The organism is Streptomyces sp. NPDC088707, assembly GCF_044752725.1.
Classification (GTDB): Bacteria; Actinomycetota; Actinomycetes; order Streptomycetales; family Streptomycetaceae; genus Streptomyces.
This window is the reverse complement of the sequence record NZ_JBIVLV010000017.1, coordinates 75,119-91,744: the sequence shown is the minus strand read 5'-3', so window position 1 is coordinate 91,744 and position 16,626 is coordinate 75,119. Positions and strand designations below refer to the sequence as shown.

The following is a 16,626-nucleotide window of genomic DNA, read 5'->3' as shown; positions in this document are numbered from 1 at the left end:
GCTACAGCCAGTCCTTCCGCTTGAACACCACGTACAGACTCGTACACACCACCGCCATCAGCACTACCGCGAACGGATACCCGCCCGCCCAGTGCAGCTCGGGCATGTTGTCGAAGTTCATCCCGTAGATCGTTCCCACCAACGTGGGGGCGAACAGAATCGCCGCCCACGAGGAGATCTTCTTGATCTCCTCGTTCTGTTCGAAGCCCGCCTCCGCCAACGCCCGCATCTCCGCGTTCTGTTGCTGGGTGACCAGGGTCGCGTTGACCGTGAGGATGTCCGTCAGTGCCTGGCGGAAGCCGTCGACGCGCTCGCTGGTGTGGGTGACGTGGTCCGCCACGTCGCGGAGGTAGCGCTGGAGCTCCTCGTCCGTACCGTACTTGGCGAAGCCGGCCATCAGGCCGTGCAGCATGCCGACCAGGGGGCGGGTCGCGCGCTGGAACTCGACCATTTCCCTGGAGAGTTCGTAGATGCGGCGGGAGACCGCCGGGTCGCCGCCGAAGACCTCCGTCTCGATCTCGTCGATGTCGTTCTGGACGCCCGCCACCACCGGCGCGTAGCCGTCGACCACCGCGTCGAGGATCGCGTACAGGACCGCCTCCGGCCCCAGGGCGAGCAGCTCCGGGTCCTTCTCCATGCGGCGGCGGACCGTGGAGAGGTCCGGTGCGGCGCCGTGGCGGACCGTGATCAGGAAGTCCGGGCCCACGAAGATGTGGAGCTCGCCGAACTCGACCTCCTCCTGTGCGTCCAGGTAGCGGGCCGCCCGGAGGACAACGAAGAGCGTCTCGCCGTACCTCTCCAGCTTGGGACGCTGATGCGCCTCCATCGCGTCCTCGACGGCCAGTTCGTGCAGGTCGAACTCGGCGGCCAGGGAGTGGAGTTCCTCCTCGGTCGGGCGGTGGAGACCGATCCACGCCATGCCGTCCGGGTGCTCGCGCAGCTGCCGGAAGGTCTCCGCGAGCGTGGCCGGGGACGAGACGCGGCGACCGTCCCGGTACAGGCTCGCCTGCACCACGCTCCGCCGCTCCTCCGGCGCCTCCGGGGCGGCGGTCGCGGGCGACTCCGTCTGGGGGCGGCGCCAAGCCTGGCGTGGGCGACGGTCGGACATCTCGTGCACCTCCTGGGTCTTCGGGAAGGATATATGGGGTTGGTTTCGGGCGATGAGGGTGTTTTCGGGCGAACGGGGAGGGATCGGCGTCGGCGTCCCCGCCGCCGTGGCCCCGCTCCCGCCTTGCGGACCGTATCTGTCCGCAAGTCCCGGTAGCGTGCCGACATGGCCCTCAAGACGACCCATCCCGTGCTCGGTGCCCGTGCTCTGAACCGTGCCACCCTCGACCGCCAGTTGCTCCTCCGCCCCGCCTCCCTGGGCGTCACGGAGGCCGTCGAGCACCTTCTCGGACTGCAGGCGCAGAACACCAAGCCGCCGTACTACGCGCTCGCCGCCCGCCTCGACGGATTCCGCCCCGAGCAGCTCTCCGCGCTCATGGAGTCCCGTGACGTCGCCCGGATCGTCACCATGCGGTCCACCGTGCACACCCACACCGCCCGCGACGCGGTCGCCCTGCGCGGGTTCGCGCAGGGCGGGGCCATCGACCGCGAGCTCGCCCTCTTCGTCTCCCGAGGGGGTCTCGACGGCGTCGACCTCGACCGGCTCGCCGACCTCGCCCGCGCGCTCGTCGCCGAGCGGCCCCGCACGCCCAAGGAGCTGCGCGAGGAACTGCTTCCCCAGTGGCCGGACGCCGACCCGCAGTCGCTCTCCGTCGCCGCCCGCTGCCTGCTTCCCCTGGTCCAGGTGACCCCGCGCGGCCTCTGGGGGCGCGGCGGTCAGGTCGCGCTCACGACGACCGACCAGTGGTTCGACGACCCCGCCCACGGCGCCGCCGACCTCGACGAGACCGTGCTCCGCTACCTCGGCGCGTTCGGACCCGCCTCCGTCAAGGACATGCAGGCCTGGTGCGGCCTCACCAGGCTCGGCCCCGCCTTCGAGCGGCTGCGTCCCCGGCTCCTCGTCTTCCAGGACGAGCGCGGCACCGAACTCTTCGACCTGCCCGAGGCGCCCCGCCCCGACGAGGACACCCCGGCTCCGCCGCGCTTCCTCCCCGAGTTCGACAACCTGCTGCTGTCACACGCCGACCGCAGCCGTGTCGTGGCCCGCGAGCTCAAGGGCCGTACCTGGACCGGCAACCAGGCCCATCGCGTCTTCCTCCTCGACGGCTTCCTCGCCGGGCTCTGGCGGCTCGACGAGGGGAAGGAGCGCACCACCCTCACGGTCGAGCCCTTCGCACACGTGACGCGAGCCCAGCGCGCGGCGCTCACGGCCGAGGCCGAGCGGACCCTCCAGCTCATGACGCCGTCGGACATCCCGTACGACATCGTCCATGCGGAGTGAGCCGTCGCGGCCCCGCCCCACCGCAGCCACCTGGCGTTCCTACGGCAGTGCCCCCGCTCTCCGGGCCGCCACCACCGCCTCCAGGCGGGTGTGCGCGCCCAGTTTGCGCATCGCCGAGCGCAGATAGCCCTTGACCGTCTCCGGGCGCAGGCCCAGGCGGGTCGCCGCCGTCGCGTTCGTCGCGCCCGAGGCCACCGCCGCGAGGACGTCCGTCTCCCGGGGGGTCAGCGCGACACCCGGCAGGTCGCGGGGCGCCCCCGAGGCCGTCTCCAGGCGGCCGCAGACCGCGAGCAGGCGTTCCCGCACCTGCGGGTCCAGGACCTGCGGGGCCAGTTCGCGCAGCTCCCCGTACGCCTGGCGGACCTCCTCCCAGGACGGCCCCGGAGCCGGCGGCGTGTCGAGGCGGCCGACCTCGTCCCGTACGGCCAGCGCCTGCTCCACGTCACGGGCCGCCGCGACCGCCGCGTCGAAGACCCGCTCGCCGATCGGCAGGGCGTCGCGCAGTGCCCCGTACAGGACACCGCGCACCCTGCGGCGTACGACGACGGGCACCGCGATCACCGAGCGCAGCCCCTCCGCCGCGACCGGGCCGTCGTACTCGTGGGTGATGTGCCGGGCCGAGGGGTAGTCCGTCACCGCGCACGGCCGCGACATGGCCAGGCACTTGCCGCCGAGACCCGAGCCGGCCGAGATCGTCAGGCCGTGCAGCGCGGGCGTCACCGCCCCGCACGTCTCGCCGATCCGCATCGCCCGCCCGTCCTGAAGCAGCCCGCCGAAGACCACGGGCAGCCCGCTGGCCCGGCGCAGCCGCAGCAGCGCCGCGCGCAGCTCGGCCGATTCCCTCTGCTCGGGCACGGGACCACTCCTTCACCCCCGAACGGGGGTAGTGAGACCTGGGTCACTGATTACACGATGTCCGGGACGGGTCCCGCAACGAGGAGGACGTATGACGGCACAGGGCGCGACCGGTGCGACGGAGAGGTTCCGGGCTGCCCGGGACTTCCTGCTCCAGCACCGTGAGGACTACGGGGCGGCCTACGAGGGTTTCGCCTGGCCCCGGTCCGACCGGTTCAACTGGGCGCTCGAATGGTTCGACGTCATCGCCGAGGGCAACGACCGGACCGCGCTCCACCTCGTCGAGGAGGACGGCTCCGAGACCAAGGTGTCCTTCGCCGAGATGTCCGCGCGCTCCAACCGCGTCGCGAACTGGCTGCGCGCCCAGGGCGTCCGCGCCGGCGACCGGATCATCGTGATGCTGGGCAACCAGGTCGAGCTGTGGGAGACCGTGCTCGCCGCCATGAAGCTGCGCGCCGTCGTCATCCCCGCCACCCCGCTCCTCGGTCCCGCCGACCTCCGCGACCGCGTCGACCGGGGCCGCGCCCGGCATGTCGTCGTGCGCGCCGAGGACGCCGCCAAGTTCGACGACGTCCCGGGGGAGTACACCCGGATCGCGGTCGGCGGCGACGGGGTGAGCTGGCTGGGGTACGAGCACGCCGCCCGCGAGTCCGAGGTGTTCGAGCCCGAGGGCGTCACCCTCGCCGACGACACTCTCATGCTGTACTTCACCTCCGGCACGACCGCCCGTCCCAAGCTGGTCGAGCACACCCACACCTCGTACCCGGTCGGGCACCTCTCGACGATGTACTGGATCGGCCTCAAGCCCGGCGACGTGCACCTCAACATCTCCTCGCCGGGCTGGGCCAAGCACGCCTGGTCCAATCTCTTCGCCCCGTGGAACGCCGAGGCGACCGTCTTCATCCACAACTACACGCGGTTCGACCCGGCCCGGCTGATGAACGAGATGGAGCGCAACGGCGTCACCAGCTTCTGCGCCCCGCCGACCGTGTGGCGGATGCTGATCCAGGCCGACCTGAGCCAGCTGAAGACCCCGCCGCGCGAGGTCGTCGCCGCCGGCGAACCGCTGAACCCCGAGGTCATCGAGGCCGTACGGCGCGCCTGGGGCGTCACCGTCCGGGACGGCTTCGGCCAGACCGAGACCGCCGTCCAGGTCTCCAACAGCCCAGGCCAGCGGCTCAAGGAGGGCTCCATGGGGCGCCCGAGCCCCGGCTTCCGGGTCACCCTCGTCGACCCGGTGAGCGGGCAGGCGGACGTGGCGGAGGGCGAGATCTGCCTCGACCTGTCCACCCACCCGGTGGGCCTGATGACCGGCTACCACGGCGACCCGGAGCGTACGGCGGAGGCGATGGCCGACGGCTACTACCGCACCGGCGACATCGGCTCCAGGGACGCCGAGGGGTACATCACCTACATCGGACGCGCGGACGACGTCTTCAAGGCCTCCGACTACAAGATCAGCCCCTTCGAGCTGGAGAGCGCGCTCCTGGAGCACGAGGCCGTCGCCGAGGCCGCCGTCGTCCCCGCCCCGGACCCGCTGCGGCTCGCCGTCCCCAAGGCGTACGTCGTCCTCGCGGCCGGCTGGGAGCCCGACGCGGAGACCGCGAAGGCCCTCTTCGCCCACTCGCGCGAGGTCCTCGCCCCGTACAAGCGGGTCCGGCGCATCGAGTTCGCCGAGCTGCCCAAGACCGTCTCCGGCAAGATCCGGCGGGTGGAACTGCGCCGGCTGACCGCCGAGGGCGGCGGCAGGGAGTTCGTGGAAGGGGACCTCGCATGACCGCGTCCGGAACCGTCGCGCCCGCCGAGCCCTCCTACGCCCACGGGGTGTCGGAGACCCCGCTCCTCGGCGACACCGTCGGCGCCAACCTGGACCGGGCCGTCGCCGCCTGGCCGGACCGGGAGGCGCTCGTCGACGTGCCCACCGGACGCCGCTGGACGTACGCGGAACTCGGCGTCGACGTCGACCGGTTGGCCGGGTCCCTGCTCGGCAGCGGGGTGCGGAAGGGGGACCGGGTCGGCATCTGGGCGGTCAACTGCGCCGAGTGGGTCCTCGTGCAGTACGCCACCGCCCGGATCGGCGCGGTCATGGTCACCATCAACCCCGCTTACCGCCCCCACGAGTTGGCGTACGTACTCAACCAGGCCGGGATCACCCTGCTCTTCGCCTCGCGCGCGCACAAGACGAGCGACTACCGGGCGATGGTCGAGCAAGTGCGTCCCGACTGCCCGGAGTTGCGTGAGGCGGTCTACTTCGGCGACCCGGGCTGGGACGCGTTCCTCGCCCGTACGCCGGGAGAGCTGCGTCCCGAGCCGCTCTCCTGCGACGAGCCCGTCAACATCCAGTACACCTCGGGGACCACGGGCTTCCCCAAGGGGGCCACGCTCTCCCACCACAACATCCTCAACAACGGCTACTTCGTGGGCGAGATGATCGCCTACTCCGAGCAGGACCGCATCTGCATCCCGGTGCCCTTCTACCACTGCTTCGGCATGGTCATGGGGAACCTGGCCGCCACCTCGCACGGCGCCTGCATGGTGATCCCCGCCCCCTCCTTCGACCCGGCCGCCACCCTCCGGGCCGTACAGGAGGAGCGCTGCACCTCGCTCTACGGGGTGCCCACGATGTTCATCGCCGAGCTGAACCTCCCCGACTTCGCCGGCTACGACCTGTCGAGCCTGCGCACCGGCATCATGGCCGGATCGCCGTGCCCGGTGGAGGTGATGAAGCGGGTCGTCGCCGAGATGAACATGGCGGAGGTGTCGATCTGTTACGGCATGACCGAGACCTCACCGGTCTCCACCCAGACCCGCCGCGACGACGACCTGGAGCGCCGCACGGGCACGGTCGGCCGGGTCATGCCGCACGTCGAGGTGAAGGTCGTCGACCCGGCGACCGGCCTCACCGTCGGGCGCGGCACCGCGGGCGAGCTGTGCACCCGCGGCTACAGCGTGATGCTCGGGTACTGGGACGAGCCGGAGAAGACCGCCGAGGCGATCGACTCCGGCCGCTGGATGCACACCGGCGACCTGGCGGTGATCCGCGAGGACGGCTACGTCCAGATCGTCGGCCGCATCAAGGACATGATCATCCGGGGTGGCGAGAACGTGTACCCGCGCGAGATCGAGGAGTTCCTCTACGGGTACGCGAAGATCGCCGACGTGCAGGTCGTGGGCGTGCCCGACGAGCGCTACGGCGAGGAGATCCTCGCCTGCGTCATCCCCCGCGACCCGGCCGACCCGCCCACGCTGGAGGACGTCACCGCCTTCTGCCGCGACCGGCTCGCCCACTACAAGATCCCGCGCCGGGTGGAGATCCTCACCGAGTTCCCGATGACGGTGAGCGGGAAGGTGCGGAAGGTGGAACTGAGGCAGCGGTACGGGGAGCCGGGCGGCACCCCCTAGGGACGCGGGCAAGGCCGGGCGGCACTCCTCGGGGCCGGTCCGCGGGGGCCGGTCCGCGGGCCTCGGAGAGACGGGGGACCCTGGAGACTCCTAGCCCCCCTGCCGGGCCTCCCGAACCTTCCGGGCCTCCGGGACACCCTGCTCCGCCGGGGCGTGCCGCACCTCCCGGCGCATGCACACCCGGGGCCAGACCGAGAGACCGTGGGCCGCCTCCGCGCGGCTGATGGCGCGCAGGCCCTCCGTGAGCGCCGGGTCGGAGTCGGTCAGCGGACGGAAGCCGAGCCGCGCGTAGTACGGCGCGTTCCACGGCACCTCGGTGAACGTCGTCAGGGTCAGCGCCGCCAGACCCTGCTCCCCGGCGGCCGCCGCGAGGTGCTCGATCAGGGCCCGGCCGACGCCCCGGCGGGCGGCGTCCGGGTGCACCGACACCTGCTCGATGTGGGCGGAGCCGTCGACGGTGTCCGTCAGCAGATACGCGACCGGGCGATCGGCGGCGTCCACCGCCACCCACGCCCGGCCCGCACGTCGATAGGACTCCAGGACGTCCAGGGGCAGCGGGTCGTCGTCGGCGATCGCCGCCATGCCGAGAGTACGGAACGGCTCGCCCGCCGCCCGTTCGATGTCCTGGAGCAGCGGGAGTTCGGCCGGAGCGGCCGCTCTGATGCGCATACGCCAGTATGGCGCGGCCTCACCCCGCGCCGGCGCCCGGAACCGGACCGCGGTCCTGCGGAGGCCGGTTCCGGTCCACCTCGCCGGGCCGGTCAAGGAGCCCGCCGTCCCGCGAGAAGTGGGGCAGGAACAGCGCGAGCGCCGGGTCGCCGTACAGCGCCACGTACAGCTGGACGAGCCACCCGTCCGTCACCTCACGCCGGTGCGCGGGCAGCGGGTACCGCTCCCGCAGCCCGGTGAGGAGCCGCCGCGCCGCCCGGGTCGCCGGCGGCAGCCGCAGCAGCACCACGGCCGCGAGCAGGACGGGCAGCGCCCCGGCCGCCAGCGCCCCGGCCAGACCCGTACCGCTCGCCCCCGTCGCGTACGCGCCCGCCGCCACGGTCAGCGGTACGCAGCCGAGCAGCGCCCTGGCCGTCCACAGCCGCGCCGTGGGCTGCAGCAGTCCCGCCCCGCGCAGCTCGCGGCGCAGCGCGTCCACCGCCCGCCGCGCCTCGGGGCGCAGCACGAGGTCACGCAACGCGAAGGCCCGGTGGAGCGCCCCGTGCACCCCCAGCTGGACGGGGTCCCGGGTGCGGCCGGGGCCGCCGTTGGCCCGAATCGTATGTTTGCGGCCCGCCGCGACGGCCCCGCGCTGGTGCAGCGCCACCAGTGCCACGGTGACGGCCGCCCGCCGCCCGCCGCGTAGCAGCGCAAGCGCCTGCGGCGGCGGCACGTCGTCCGGACGCGGCCCTTCGCTTTCCTTGCTGCGGGTTCGCAACAACGCGACGGCGAGCAGCAGTTGCCCGCAGCCCGCTCCTATGAACCACCACATCCCCGTCGGCATGAGGCCCACCCCCCGAGGGTGTTGTGCCCGGGGGAGCGTGATCGTCACGCGTGAATGGCCGGTTTCGGATGCCGAGGTGTTGTGGGGGCCGTGCCTTTCGGCCCGCTCCTCCTGAGGGCGCCTGCGGACCGCGCTCTCAGACGGCGCCCGAGGCCAGGTCGTCCGCGGCGCCGTTCACCGGCTGCGGGGTGCCGGTCAGGTCGAGCACGAAGAGGGGAAGGCCGATCTCGGCGGCCCGCGAACGGGCGTCAGGGGTGTAGCCGGCGAGCGAGAAGAACACGCTGACCGAGGAGGCGCTCAGTCCGTTCAGCCAGAGGCACTCGACGGCCCGGAGCCCGGTGGGCCGGGTGCTCGGGTCGACCTGTGCGACCAGTCCCGGCGCCCGCAGGTCCACCCCGGACGCGGGACGCTCCTCGGGCTGTACCACGTCCCGGAACCCCAGCCAGCGCAGATACCCGGCGGCCGCGGCGACCGCGTCCCGGGCGGTTCTGATCGTCAGCGGCCGGAAGTCCCCGCGCACCGGGGCCGGACGAGGGGCGGTGGGCGGCAGGGGTATGTGGGTGGGGTACCGCTCGGCGAACGTGCGGGGCCCGCCCGGACGGGGCGGGTGCGCGGGGTGACGGTGGGAGGCGGGACCTGGTATCGCTCCGGGGGCGTCGGAGGCCGGAGCGGGACCGGGGCCGGGTACGGCTCCGGGGGCGCCGGGGGCCGTACCCGCGGGGCCGGGACCCGTACCGAACCACGCCGAACCGGGCTCGACGGGCTGGGCGTGCTCCGTACCGGGGGAGGTGTCCGCCCGGGGCGACCGGGGCTCGCCCCCGGCGACCGGGTCGGACGGATCGATCGGACCGGACGGATCGATCGGACCGGACAGGTCGATCGCATCGGGCCGGCCGGACCAGGACGAGGGCGGCGAGGACGAAACCCGGCCGCCGCCGATCGCTCCCTGCTCGGCAGCGCCCGGACCCGTACCCGTACCCGGACCCGCGTCCCTGGCCGTACCCGTACCCGTACCTGAGCCCGGACCCGTACCCGAGCCCGCGCCCGATCGGTCGCCACCCGCTTCCGGCCACGGCCCGGCGACGTCTCCGGAGCCCTCCGCGGGCCCGCCGGTCCTCGGGTGCGCCGACTCCACCGCCCGCACCGGTACCCGCAGGACGACCCCGCAGGTGCAGCCCGTCTCCGGGTGCGGCCAGTCGTCCTCGCGGCCGCAGGCTCCGCAGCGGACGGTGACCCACTCGTCCGTCCAGTTGCGGTGCGTGACGGGTTCCGCCGTCGCGCCCGCCGCCAAGGGCGGCGCCACCGGGCTTCCGCACGCGCAGGGGAAGACGGGTGCCGCGTACGCCTGCGTGCGCAGGCATTCCGGGCAGCGCACCGGTACCGACTCGCCCACAACCAACCCCCTGTCGTTCCGCCCCATCGTCCACCCATCGGACGCCTCGGGGGGAGGTGTTCGGCCACTTCCGTGATCCCGCCGGTCGGACTTCTCTTGACGGCTCTCCGGACCCCGACCTACATTGCTTCCGTATAGCAGAACAGCATTTCCGCATTACGGAAACAAGCCGCTCCGGGCTCCCGAGCCGACCGGTGGGCTTGGATCCGCCCGGCCGAAGCAGGAGCACTCCCATGCCTCGTATGACCGCCGCCGCAGCGGCCGTTGAGATCCTCAAGCGCGAAGGCGTCACCACCGCGTTCGGCGTGCCCGGCGCGGCGATCAACCCCTTCTACCGCGAGCTCAAGAACGTCGGCGGCATCGGCCACACGCTGGCCCGCCACGTCGAGGGCGCGTCGCACATGGCCGAGGGCTACACCCGCGCCAAGGCCGGCAACATCGGCGTCTGCATCGGTACCTCCGGCCCCGCCGGCACCGACATGATCACCGGCCTGTACTCGGCGATCGCCGACTCGATCCCGATCCTGTGCATCACCGGCCAGGCCCCGGTCTCGAAGCTCCACAAGGAGGACTTCCAGGCCGTCGACATCGCCGCCATCGCCAAGCCGGTGACCAAGGCCGCGACGACCGTCCTGGAGGCCGCGCAGGTCCCCGGCGTCTTCCAGCAGGCCTTCCACCTGATGCGCTCCGGCCGTCCCGGCCCGGTCCTCATCGACCTGCCGATCGACGTCCAGCTGACCGAGATCGAGTTCGACCCGGAGACGTACGAGCCCCTGCCGGTCTACAAGCCGGCCGCGACCCGCGCCCAGGCCGAGAAGGCGCTGAACTTCCTCCTGGACTCCGAGCGTCCGCTGATCGTCGCCGGTGGCGGCATCATCAACGCCGACGCCTCCGACCTGCTCGTCGAGTTCGCCGAGCTGACCAACATCCCGGTCATCTCCACCCTGATGGGCTGGGGCACCATCCCGGACGACCACGAGCTGGCCGCCGGCATGGTCGGTGTCCAGACCGCGCACCGCTACGGCAACGCGACCTTCCTGGAGTCGGACTTCGTCCTCGGCATCGGCAACCGCTGGGCCAATCGCCACACCGGCTACAACATGGACGCCTACACCAAGGGCCGGAAGTTCGTCCACGTCGACATCGAGCCCACCCAGATCGGCAAGATCTTCGCCCCGGACTTCGGCATCGCCTCCGACGCCAAGGCCGCGCTGGAGCTCTTCGTCGAGATCGCCAAGGAGCTCAAGGACGCGGGCAGGCTCCCGGACTTCTCCGCCTGGGCGGCGTCCGCGCAGGAGCGCAAGGCGACCCTCCAGCGCCGTACGCACTTCGACAACATCCCCCTGAAGCCGCAGCGCGTCTACGAGGAGATGAACAAGGCCTTCGGCCCGGAGACCCGCTACGTCACCACCATCGGTCTCTCCCAGATCGCCGCGGCCCAGTTCCTGCACGTCTACAAGCCGCGCAACTGGATCAACTGCGGCCAGGCCGGCCCGCTCGGCTGGACCATCCCGGCCGCCATCGGTGCCGCCACCGCGGACCCGGAGACCCCGATCGTCGCCCTCTCCGGCGACTACGACTTCCAGTTCATGATCGAGGAGCTGGCGGTCGCCGCCCAGCACAAGGTCCCCTACGTCCACGTCCTGGTGAACAACGCCTACCTGGGCCTGATCCGCCAGGCGCAGGGCAACCTGGGCATCAACTTCGAGGTCAACCTCGAGTTCGAGAACATCAACACCCCGGAGATCGGCGTCTACGGCGTCGACCACGTCAAGGTCGCCGAGGGCCTGGGCGTCAAGGCGATCCGCGTCACCGACCCCGACAAGCTGGGCGAGGCGTTCGAGGAGGCCAAGAAGCTGGCCGTCGAGCACCAGGTCCCGGTCGTCGTCGAGGCCATCCTGGAGCGCATCACCAACATCGCCATGAGCAAGACGGTCGACATGAGCGATGTCACCGAGTTCGAGGAGCTGGCCACCGAGCCCGGCCACGCGCCGACCGCGATCAAGGCCCTCAAGGTCTGATCGTCCCCCTCGTCAGAGGGACCGGCCCCCGCCCCGAGGAGCACCGGGTCGGGGGTCTCCCTGTGCCGCCACCAGCACCGCGCCCGCCTCCGTCCACTCGTACAGCACCGACCGGCCCGCCCGTCCCCGCCGTACGAGTCCGGCGTCGAGCAGCACCTTCAGATGCCGTCCCACCGAGCCGAGCCCCTGTCCGGTGAGCGCGACCAACTGGCTCGTGGACGTGGGGGATTCGAGCCGCACGAGGATCCCGGCGCGCGCCGGGCCGAGCAACGCCGCCAGCCCCCGGGGCGCGACGGGGCCCGACCGGTCCGCCAGGGCGCCCGCGCACGGGTAGACCACCGCGAACCGTTCCGTGCCCTCCCAGGAGACCCAGCCCGTGCCGGGGGTCACCGGGACGAACAGCAGCCGGCCGCCGTCGACCGAACGCGGCGGGTAGGCGCGGGGGTTGACCTGGAGCCGCCCGTCACCCAGCCAGCGCGTCCTTCCCGGGTTCAGCTCGTCGAGGGCCGCCGCCCAGCCGTCCCGGGCCAACCGGGCCGTACGCGCCACCACATCGGCCTGCAGGATCCGCCGGCGGCGAGGCCAGTCGGGCAGCACCGTCTCCCGCCACACCCACTCCAGGACCTCCGCCATGCGCCGCGGGAGGTCCGTCGCCGACCGCAGCGGCTCCGGTACGGGCCCGTCGACCGCGACCTCCAACTGGGGCACGGCGTCGGCGGGTTCGGCCTCGCGGACCGCCGCGACCTCCTCCTCGAAGGACCGCTCCCCGTCGCCTGTCGGCGTCGGCGTCAGGAAGTCGGCGTTCCAGCGGGGGCCGATGGCCGCCCGTACGAGCAGCGCGTCGAGCGGCCCGGCGGCGAGGCGCGCCCGGTACGGGGACAGATGGGCGGCCAGCCAGGCGCGCTCGCCCGGATGCGCGCCGGACCCGTGGCCGCCGGCCGCCGCGTGCAGGGTCTTGAGGGCCGCGATGGTCTCGGCGAGCGGGGAGACGACGAATCTGCTCCCGGCGAGGGAGTCCGTCCCGATCTGCCACCAGCCCATGCCGTACGCCCCCGTCGTTTCGCCCCTGCGCGAAAGACTATCGAGGCTGCTGCCCGCGCCCGAGACTCCCCGCATGCCCCGCTACCGCGACCTCTTCCGCACCCCCGAGTTCACCCCGCTCTTCCTCACCGGCGCCGTCCACACCGCCGCGCAGACGGTCGTCGGGCTCGGGCTCGCCACGCTCGTGTTCCGCGCGACCGGCTCCCCGCTCCTCTCCGCGCTCGCCCTCTTCGGGCCCTCCCTCGCCCAGCTGATCGGCGCGAGCACCCTGCTCTCGGCCGCCGACCGGCTGCCGCCGCGCACCGCGATCTCCGGGATCGCGCTCCTCTTCGCCTTCGGCACCGCTCTCCTCGCGGTTCCCGGCCTGCCGACCTGGGCGGTCTTCGCCGTCCTGCTCGCCGAGGGGCTCGCCGCCTCGCTCGGCGGCGGCGTGCGCCACGGCCTGCTGAACGAGATCCTCGCCCGCGAGGACTTCCTCCTCGGCCGCTCGGTGACGAACATGGCCGTCGGCGTCTGCCAGATCGGCGGCTTCGCGACCGGCGGCCTCCTGATCGCCCTGTTCTCGCCGCGGGGCACGGTCCTCGTGGGTGCCGGCCTCTACCTCGCCGCCGCGCTCCTGGCCCGCCTCGGGCTCGGGGCACGCCCGCCCCGCGCCGCCGGCCGGGCCTCGGTCGGTGAGACCTGGCGCACCAACCGGCTGCTGCTGTCCTCGCCCGCGCGCCGCCGCGCCTATCTGGCGCTCTGGATCCCCAACGGGCTGATCGTGGGCTGCGAGTCGCTCTTCGTGCCGTACGACCCCGAGCGCGCCGGGCTCCTCTTCGCCTGCGCCGCGCTCGGGATGCTGGCCGGGGACACCGCCGTCGGCCGATTCCTGCCGGCCCCGTTGCGCGGGCGGATCCGGTTCCCGCTCCAGGCACTGCTCGCGGCCCCGTTCCTGGTGTTCGCCCTGGACCCGGCCCTGCCGCTCGTGCTCCTCGTGGTGACGGTCTCGGCGAGCGGGTACGCGGCGAGCCTGCTGCACCAGGAGCGGCTGATGGCCCTGGTGCCGGAGGAGCTGAGCGGTCACGCCCTCGGCCTCCACACCTCGGGGATGCTCGCGCTCCAGGGGGTGAGCGCGGCTCTCGCCGGCACCCTCGCCCAGTACACGTCGCCGCGCACGGGGATGGTGCTCCTCGCCCTCGCCTCGCTCACCGTGACGTACGCGCTGGCCCGGGCCGAGGGGCAGGCGCAGGGGCCTACTTCGGTGTCGCCGAGCGGATCACGACCGTCTCCTCGCACGGGCCGTCGGCGAACAGCTTGAGCGCCTCCATCTCGTCCTTGTCCACCGAGAGTCCCCAGCGCAGTTTGGTGGACACCCACTCGCCGACGTAGCGGCAGTACCGGGCGGAGTCCGAGGGCACCCACTCGGCGGGGTCCCGCCCCGCCTTGTCCCGCAGGCTGCGGGCGGTGACGGCGACGAGGGTGGCGGTCGCGCCCTGGTCGTTCGCGAACCGCTCGCGCCGGGACGCGGTCCAGCCGGAGGCACCCGACTCCCAGGCCTCGCCGAGCGGGACGAGATGGTCGACCCGGAGCCCGGCCGGGTCGGAGACGCTCTGGCCGTCGTAGTACGAGGTCCAGCGGCCCCCGGTCAGCGTGCAGCCGGCACCGGTGGTGGGCGCGTCGACGGCCTCGGCGAGCAGAACCTCGGAGCGGGTGTCGCAGCCGTCGGTGGCGTCGAGGCCAGCGTTCCAGTGGGGGAACGCGCTCGCCGTGAAGCCGTCCGGGTCCTCCGACGCCTCGGTGAGCTCGGCGAGCGCGTCGGGCAGCATCACGACGTTCGCGGAGAGGGCGGGGGAGGTGACGGCGAGCGGGGACAGGATGAGGGCCAGCGGGGTGAGCCCGCGCAACAGGTTCTTGATCATGTACGAGTGGATAGCGCCGGTGACCGGCCGCGGGAGCCCCGAATCGCGGCGCACTCCTCCGAGCGGGTGCGGATCTTCACCGCAGAAACGATGCGCTGGCGGGTGCGGGTACAGAAGCGTCGGCGGGTCCGCGCGCAGAAGCGCCGGCGGGTCCGCGCGCACCAGAGCCGGCGGGTCCGCGCACGCAAGAAGAGCGCGGAACCAGGGACCGTAAACCTGGTTCCGCGCTCTCCGGCTTGTACCCGCCCGACGGCACGAGGCTGGCGCGACAGGACGTTCGCGCCGCCGGGCGGAGTCTCGGGTGGTGCCGTGACCCCTCGGGAGGGGCCCGTCCGGGGAATCCCCGGGAAGGGGCGTTGGGACCGCGGCGGTGCCGACGGGCGGCCGGTGCTCCTCTTCTTTCAGGTCAAGAAGGGGGATCGGCGCCCTTACCACCGCACTGGCTCGACGCCGCCGCGGTCCTCACGCTTGTCCGGATCACCGGCCACCCCTCATCCGGGTCGGCGATCCGGACCACGTACGGCGCTGACCTCCCGTCAGGTGCCGTACGCAGTCTGGGTGGTGCTGGCCGGTCAGTCCTCGCGCAGGGCGTTGACCGCCTCGGCCACGCGCTTGCCGTAGTCCGCGTCGGCGGCGGCGAAGTGCGCGAGGTTCTTCTCGATGACGTCCTCGCGGGACACCTGGGACAGACCGCCGGCGATGTTGGCGACCAGGCGCTTCTTCTCGTCCTCGGACATCAGGCGGTAGAGCTCACCGGCCTGGAAGAAGTCGTCGTCCTTGGTGTGCTGCGGCGCCTCGTGGGTGCCGGTCCAGCCGTGGATCGCGAGCGGGGCGGAGAGCGCCGCGTCGGTCTGGGCCGGGCCCTGGTACGAGTTGGGCTCGTAGTTCTTGTCATGGCGCGAGCCCTGGCGGGTGGCCATGGCGCCGTCCCGGCCGTAGTTCTCGGCGACGGTCGCCTTGGGGGCGTTCACCGCGAGCTGGGTGTGGTTGACACCGAGACGGTAGCGGTGGGCGTCCGCGTAGGCGAAGAGACGGCCCTGGAGCATCTTGTCCGGCGAGGGGCCGATGCCCGGGACGAAGTTGTTCGGGGAGAACGCGGCCTGCTCGACCTCGGCGAAGACGTTGTCCGGGTTGCGGTCGAGGACCAGACGGCCCACGCGCTGCAGCGGGTAGTCCGCGTGCGGCCACACCTTGGTGAGGTCGAAGGGGTTGAAGCGGTAGTCGGCGGCCTCGGCGGCCGGCATCACCTGGACGTACAGGGTCCAGGACGGGTTCACTCCGCGCTCGATCGCCTGCAGCAGGTCGGTCTGGTGCGAGTTCGCGTCCTTGCCGACGAGCTCGGCGGCCTGGTCGGCGGAGAGGGAGCGGATGCCCTGGTTCGTCTTGAAGTGGTACTTGACGAAGAAGGCCTCGCCCGCCTCGTTGGTCCACTGGTAGGTGTGCGAGCCGTAGCCGTTCATGTGACGGTACGAGGCCGGGATGCCGCGGTCGCCCATGAGCCAGGTGATCTGGTGGGTGGCCTCGGGGGCGTGGGCCCAGAAGTCCCAGACGTTGTCCGGCTCCTGCTTGCCCGTGAAGGGGTCGCGCTTCTGGGAGTGGATGAAGTCGGGGAACTTGATCGGGTCCTTGATGAAGAACACCGGGGTGTTGTTGCCGACGAGGTCGTAGTTGCCCTCTTCGGTGTAGAACTTCAGCGCGAAGCCGCGCGGGTCGCGGACGGCGTCGGCGCCACCGAGCGAGTCGGCCACGGTGGAGAAGCGGATGAAGGTCTCGGTCTTCTTTCCGACCTCACCGAGGAAGTTCGCCCTGGTGTACGCGGTGACGTCGTCGGTCACCTCGAAGTAGCCGTACGCGCCGGAGCCGCGGGCGTGCACCACGCGCTCCGGGATCCGCTCACGGTTGAAGCGCGCGAGCTTCTCCAGCAGGTGCTGGTCCTGGAGGAGGAGAGGGCCACCGACGCCGGCGGTGGCGGAGTTCTGGTTGTCGGCGACGGGGGCGCCGGACTCGGTCGTAAGCACGCGCTTCGACATCGTGACCTTCCGTACGGGAGCTCTGCTGACGGTGCGAGGAGCGTAAATTCGGCTCGAACGTAACGTCAACAGTTTGTTGAAAAGGAAGTGTGGTGTTCCGGT

General features: G+C 72.3%; 13 protein-coding genes. 5 read left to right on the top strand and 8 right to left on the bottom strand.

Annotated features, from left to right (window positions below; translation table 11 throughout):
• Position 1: 1 nt before the first annotated feature.
• Positions 2-1,108, bottom strand: coding sequence for a magnesium and cobalt transport protein CorA (locus ACIP84_RS36050; RefSeq protein WP_355960215.1), 1,107 nt, complete (start codon positions 1,106-1,108; stop codon positions 2-4).
• A 165-nt stretch (positions 1,109-1,273) separates the two neighbouring features.
• On the opposite strand from ACIP84_RS36050, the gene ACIP84_RS36045 reads away from it, so the two are divergent.
• Positions 1,274-2,389, top strand: coding sequence for a winged helix DNA-binding domain-containing protein (locus tag ACIP84_RS36045; RefSeq protein ID WP_401804041.1), 1,116 nt, complete (start codon positions 1,274-1,276; stop codon positions 2,387-2,389).
• A gap of 39 nt (positions 2,390-2,428) precedes the next feature.
• Here ACIP84_RS36045 and ACIP84_RS36040 read toward each other — a convergent pair whose 3' ends face one another.
• Positions 2,429-3,244, bottom strand: a complete 816-nt coding sequence (locus ACIP84_RS36040) for a LuxR C-terminal-related transcriptional regulator (protein WP_401804038.1) — start codon at positions 3,242-3,244, stop codon at positions 2,429-2,431.
• A gap of 91 nt (positions 3,245-3,335) precedes the next feature.
• Here ACIP84_RS36040 and ACIP84_RS36035 point away from each other — a divergent pair, with 91 nt between their 5' ends.
• Together ACIP84_RS36035 and ACIP84_RS36030 are read left to right on the top strand one after the other, a co-directional pair.
• Positions 3,336-5,021 (top strand): AMP-binding protein, encoded by a 1,686-nt coding sequence (locus ACIP84_RS36035; protein ID WP_401804036.1) that lies wholly within the window; start codon positions 3,336-3,338, stop codon positions 5,019-5,021.
• A complete protein-coding gene (locus ACIP84_RS36030) occupies positions 5,018-6,646 on the top strand; it encodes an AMP-binding protein (protein WP_401804034.1) in 1,629 nt (542 codons plus the stop codon). The genes ACIP84_RS36035 and ACIP84_RS36030 overlap by 4 nt, the downstream gene beginning before the upstream one ends.
• A 90-nt stretch (positions 6,647-6,736) precedes the next feature.
• Here ACIP84_RS36030 and ACIP84_RS36025 read toward each other — a convergent pair whose 3' ends face one another.
• From ACIP84_RS36025 to ACIP84_RS36015, 3 genes are all read right to left on the bottom strand, one after another.
• Positions 6,737-7,315, bottom strand: coding sequence for a GNAT family N-acetyltransferase (locus tag ACIP84_RS36025; RefSeq protein WP_401804031.1), 579 nt, complete (start codon positions 7,313-7,315; stop codon positions 6,737-6,739).
• A 19-nt stretch (positions 7,316-7,334) separates the two neighbouring features.
• Positions 7,335-8,138, bottom strand: coding sequence for a TIGR04222 domain-containing membrane protein (locus tag ACIP84_RS36020; RefSeq protein WP_401804028.1), 804 nt, complete (start codon positions 8,136-8,138; stop codon positions 7,335-7,337).
• Between the two features lie 136 nt (positions 8,139-8,274).
• A complete protein-coding gene (locus ACIP84_RS36015; RefSeq protein WP_401804026.1) occupies positions 8,275-9,441 on the bottom strand; it encodes a hypothetical protein in 1,167 nt (388 codons plus the stop codon).
• Between the two features lie 332 nt (positions 9,442-9,773).
• Here ACIP84_RS36015 and gcl point away from each other — a divergent pair, with 332 nt between their 5' ends.
• Entirely contained in the window at positions 9,774-11,552 is a 1,779-nt protein-coding gene (gene gcl, locus ACIP84_RS36010; RefSeq protein WP_355960375.1) for a glyoxylate carboligase, read from the top strand.
• Positions 11,553-11,564: 12 nt separating this feature from the next.
• Here gcl and ACIP84_RS36005 read toward each other — a convergent pair whose 3' ends face one another.
• On the bottom strand, positions 11,565-12,593 hold the full coding sequence (locus tag ACIP84_RS36005) for an ArsR/SmtB family transcription factor (RefSeq protein ID WP_401804023.1): 1,029 nt from the start codon (positions 12,591-12,593) through the stop codon (positions 11,565-11,567).
• A 73-nt stretch (positions 12,594-12,666) separates the two neighbouring features.
• On the opposite strand from ACIP84_RS36005, the gene ACIP84_RS36000 reads away from it, so the two are divergent.
• Entirely contained in the window at positions 12,667-13,893 is a 1,227-nt protein-coding gene (locus tag ACIP84_RS36000) for an MFS transporter (protein ID WP_401804020.1), read from the top strand.
• Here the strand turns inward: ACIP84_RS36000 and ACIP84_RS35995 are convergent.
• A complete protein-coding gene (locus ACIP84_RS35995; protein WP_401804017.1) occupies positions 13,829-14,494 on the bottom strand; it encodes an HNH endonuclease in 666 nt (221 codons plus the stop codon). The two genes, ACIP84_RS36000 and ACIP84_RS35995, sit on opposite strands and share 65 nt — an antisense overlap.
• Before the next feature lie 572 nt (positions 14,495-15,066).
• Complete coding sequence (locus ACIP84_RS35990; RefSeq protein ID WP_355960239.1) at positions 15,067-16,524, bottom strand: catalase; 1,458 nt, start codon at positions 16,522-16,524, stop codon at positions 15,067-15,069.
• Between the last annotated feature and the right edge of the window lie 102 nt (positions 16,525-16,626).

Bases quoted from the DNA above. Each gene is read 5' to 3' on its own strand.
- ACIP84_RS36050 (WP_355960215.1), bottom strand. From the start codon at position 1,108: ATGTCCGACCGTCGCCCACGCCAGGCTTGGCGCCGCCCCCAGACGGAG.
- ACIP84_RS36045 (WP_401804041.1), top strand. From the start codon at position 1,274: ATGGCCCTCAAGACGACCCATCCCGTGCTCGGTGCCCGTGCTCTGAAC.
- ACIP84_RS36035 (WP_401804036.1), top strand. From the start codon at position 3,336: ATGACGGCACAGGGCGCGACCGGTGCGACGGAGAGGTTCCGGGCTGCC.
- ACIP84_RS36030 (WP_401804034.1), top strand. From the start codon at position 5,018: ATGACCGCGTCCGGAACCGTCGCGCCCGCCGAGCCCTCCTACGCCCAC.
- ACIP84_RS36025 (WP_401804031.1), bottom strand. From the start codon at position 7,315: ATGCGCATCAGAGCGGCCGCTCCGGCCGAACTCCCGCTGCTCCAGGAC.
- ACIP84_RS36020 (WP_401804028.1), bottom strand. From the start codon at position 8,138: ATGCCGACGGGGATGTGGTGGTTCATAGGAGCGGGCTGCGGGCAACTG.
- gcl (WP_355960375.1), top strand. From the start codon at position 9,774: ATGACCGCCGCCGCAGCGGCCGTTGAGATCCTCAAGCGCGAAGGCGTC.
- ACIP84_RS36005 (WP_401804023.1), bottom strand. From the start codon at position 12,593: ATGGGCTGGTGGCAGATCGGGACGGACTCCCTCGCCGGGAGCAGATTC.
- ACIP84_RS36000 (WP_401804020.1), top strand. From the start codon at position 12,667: ATGCCCCGCTACCGCGACCTCTTCCGCACCCCCGAGTTCACCCCGCTC.
- ACIP84_RS35995 (WP_401804017.1), bottom strand. From the start codon at position 14,494: ATGATCAAGAACCTGTTGCGCGGGCTCACCCCGCTGGCCCTCATCCTG.
- ACIP84_RS35990 (WP_355960239.1), bottom strand. From the start codon at position 16,524: ATGTCGAAGCGCGTGCTTACGACCGAGTCCGGCGCCCCCGTCGCCGAC.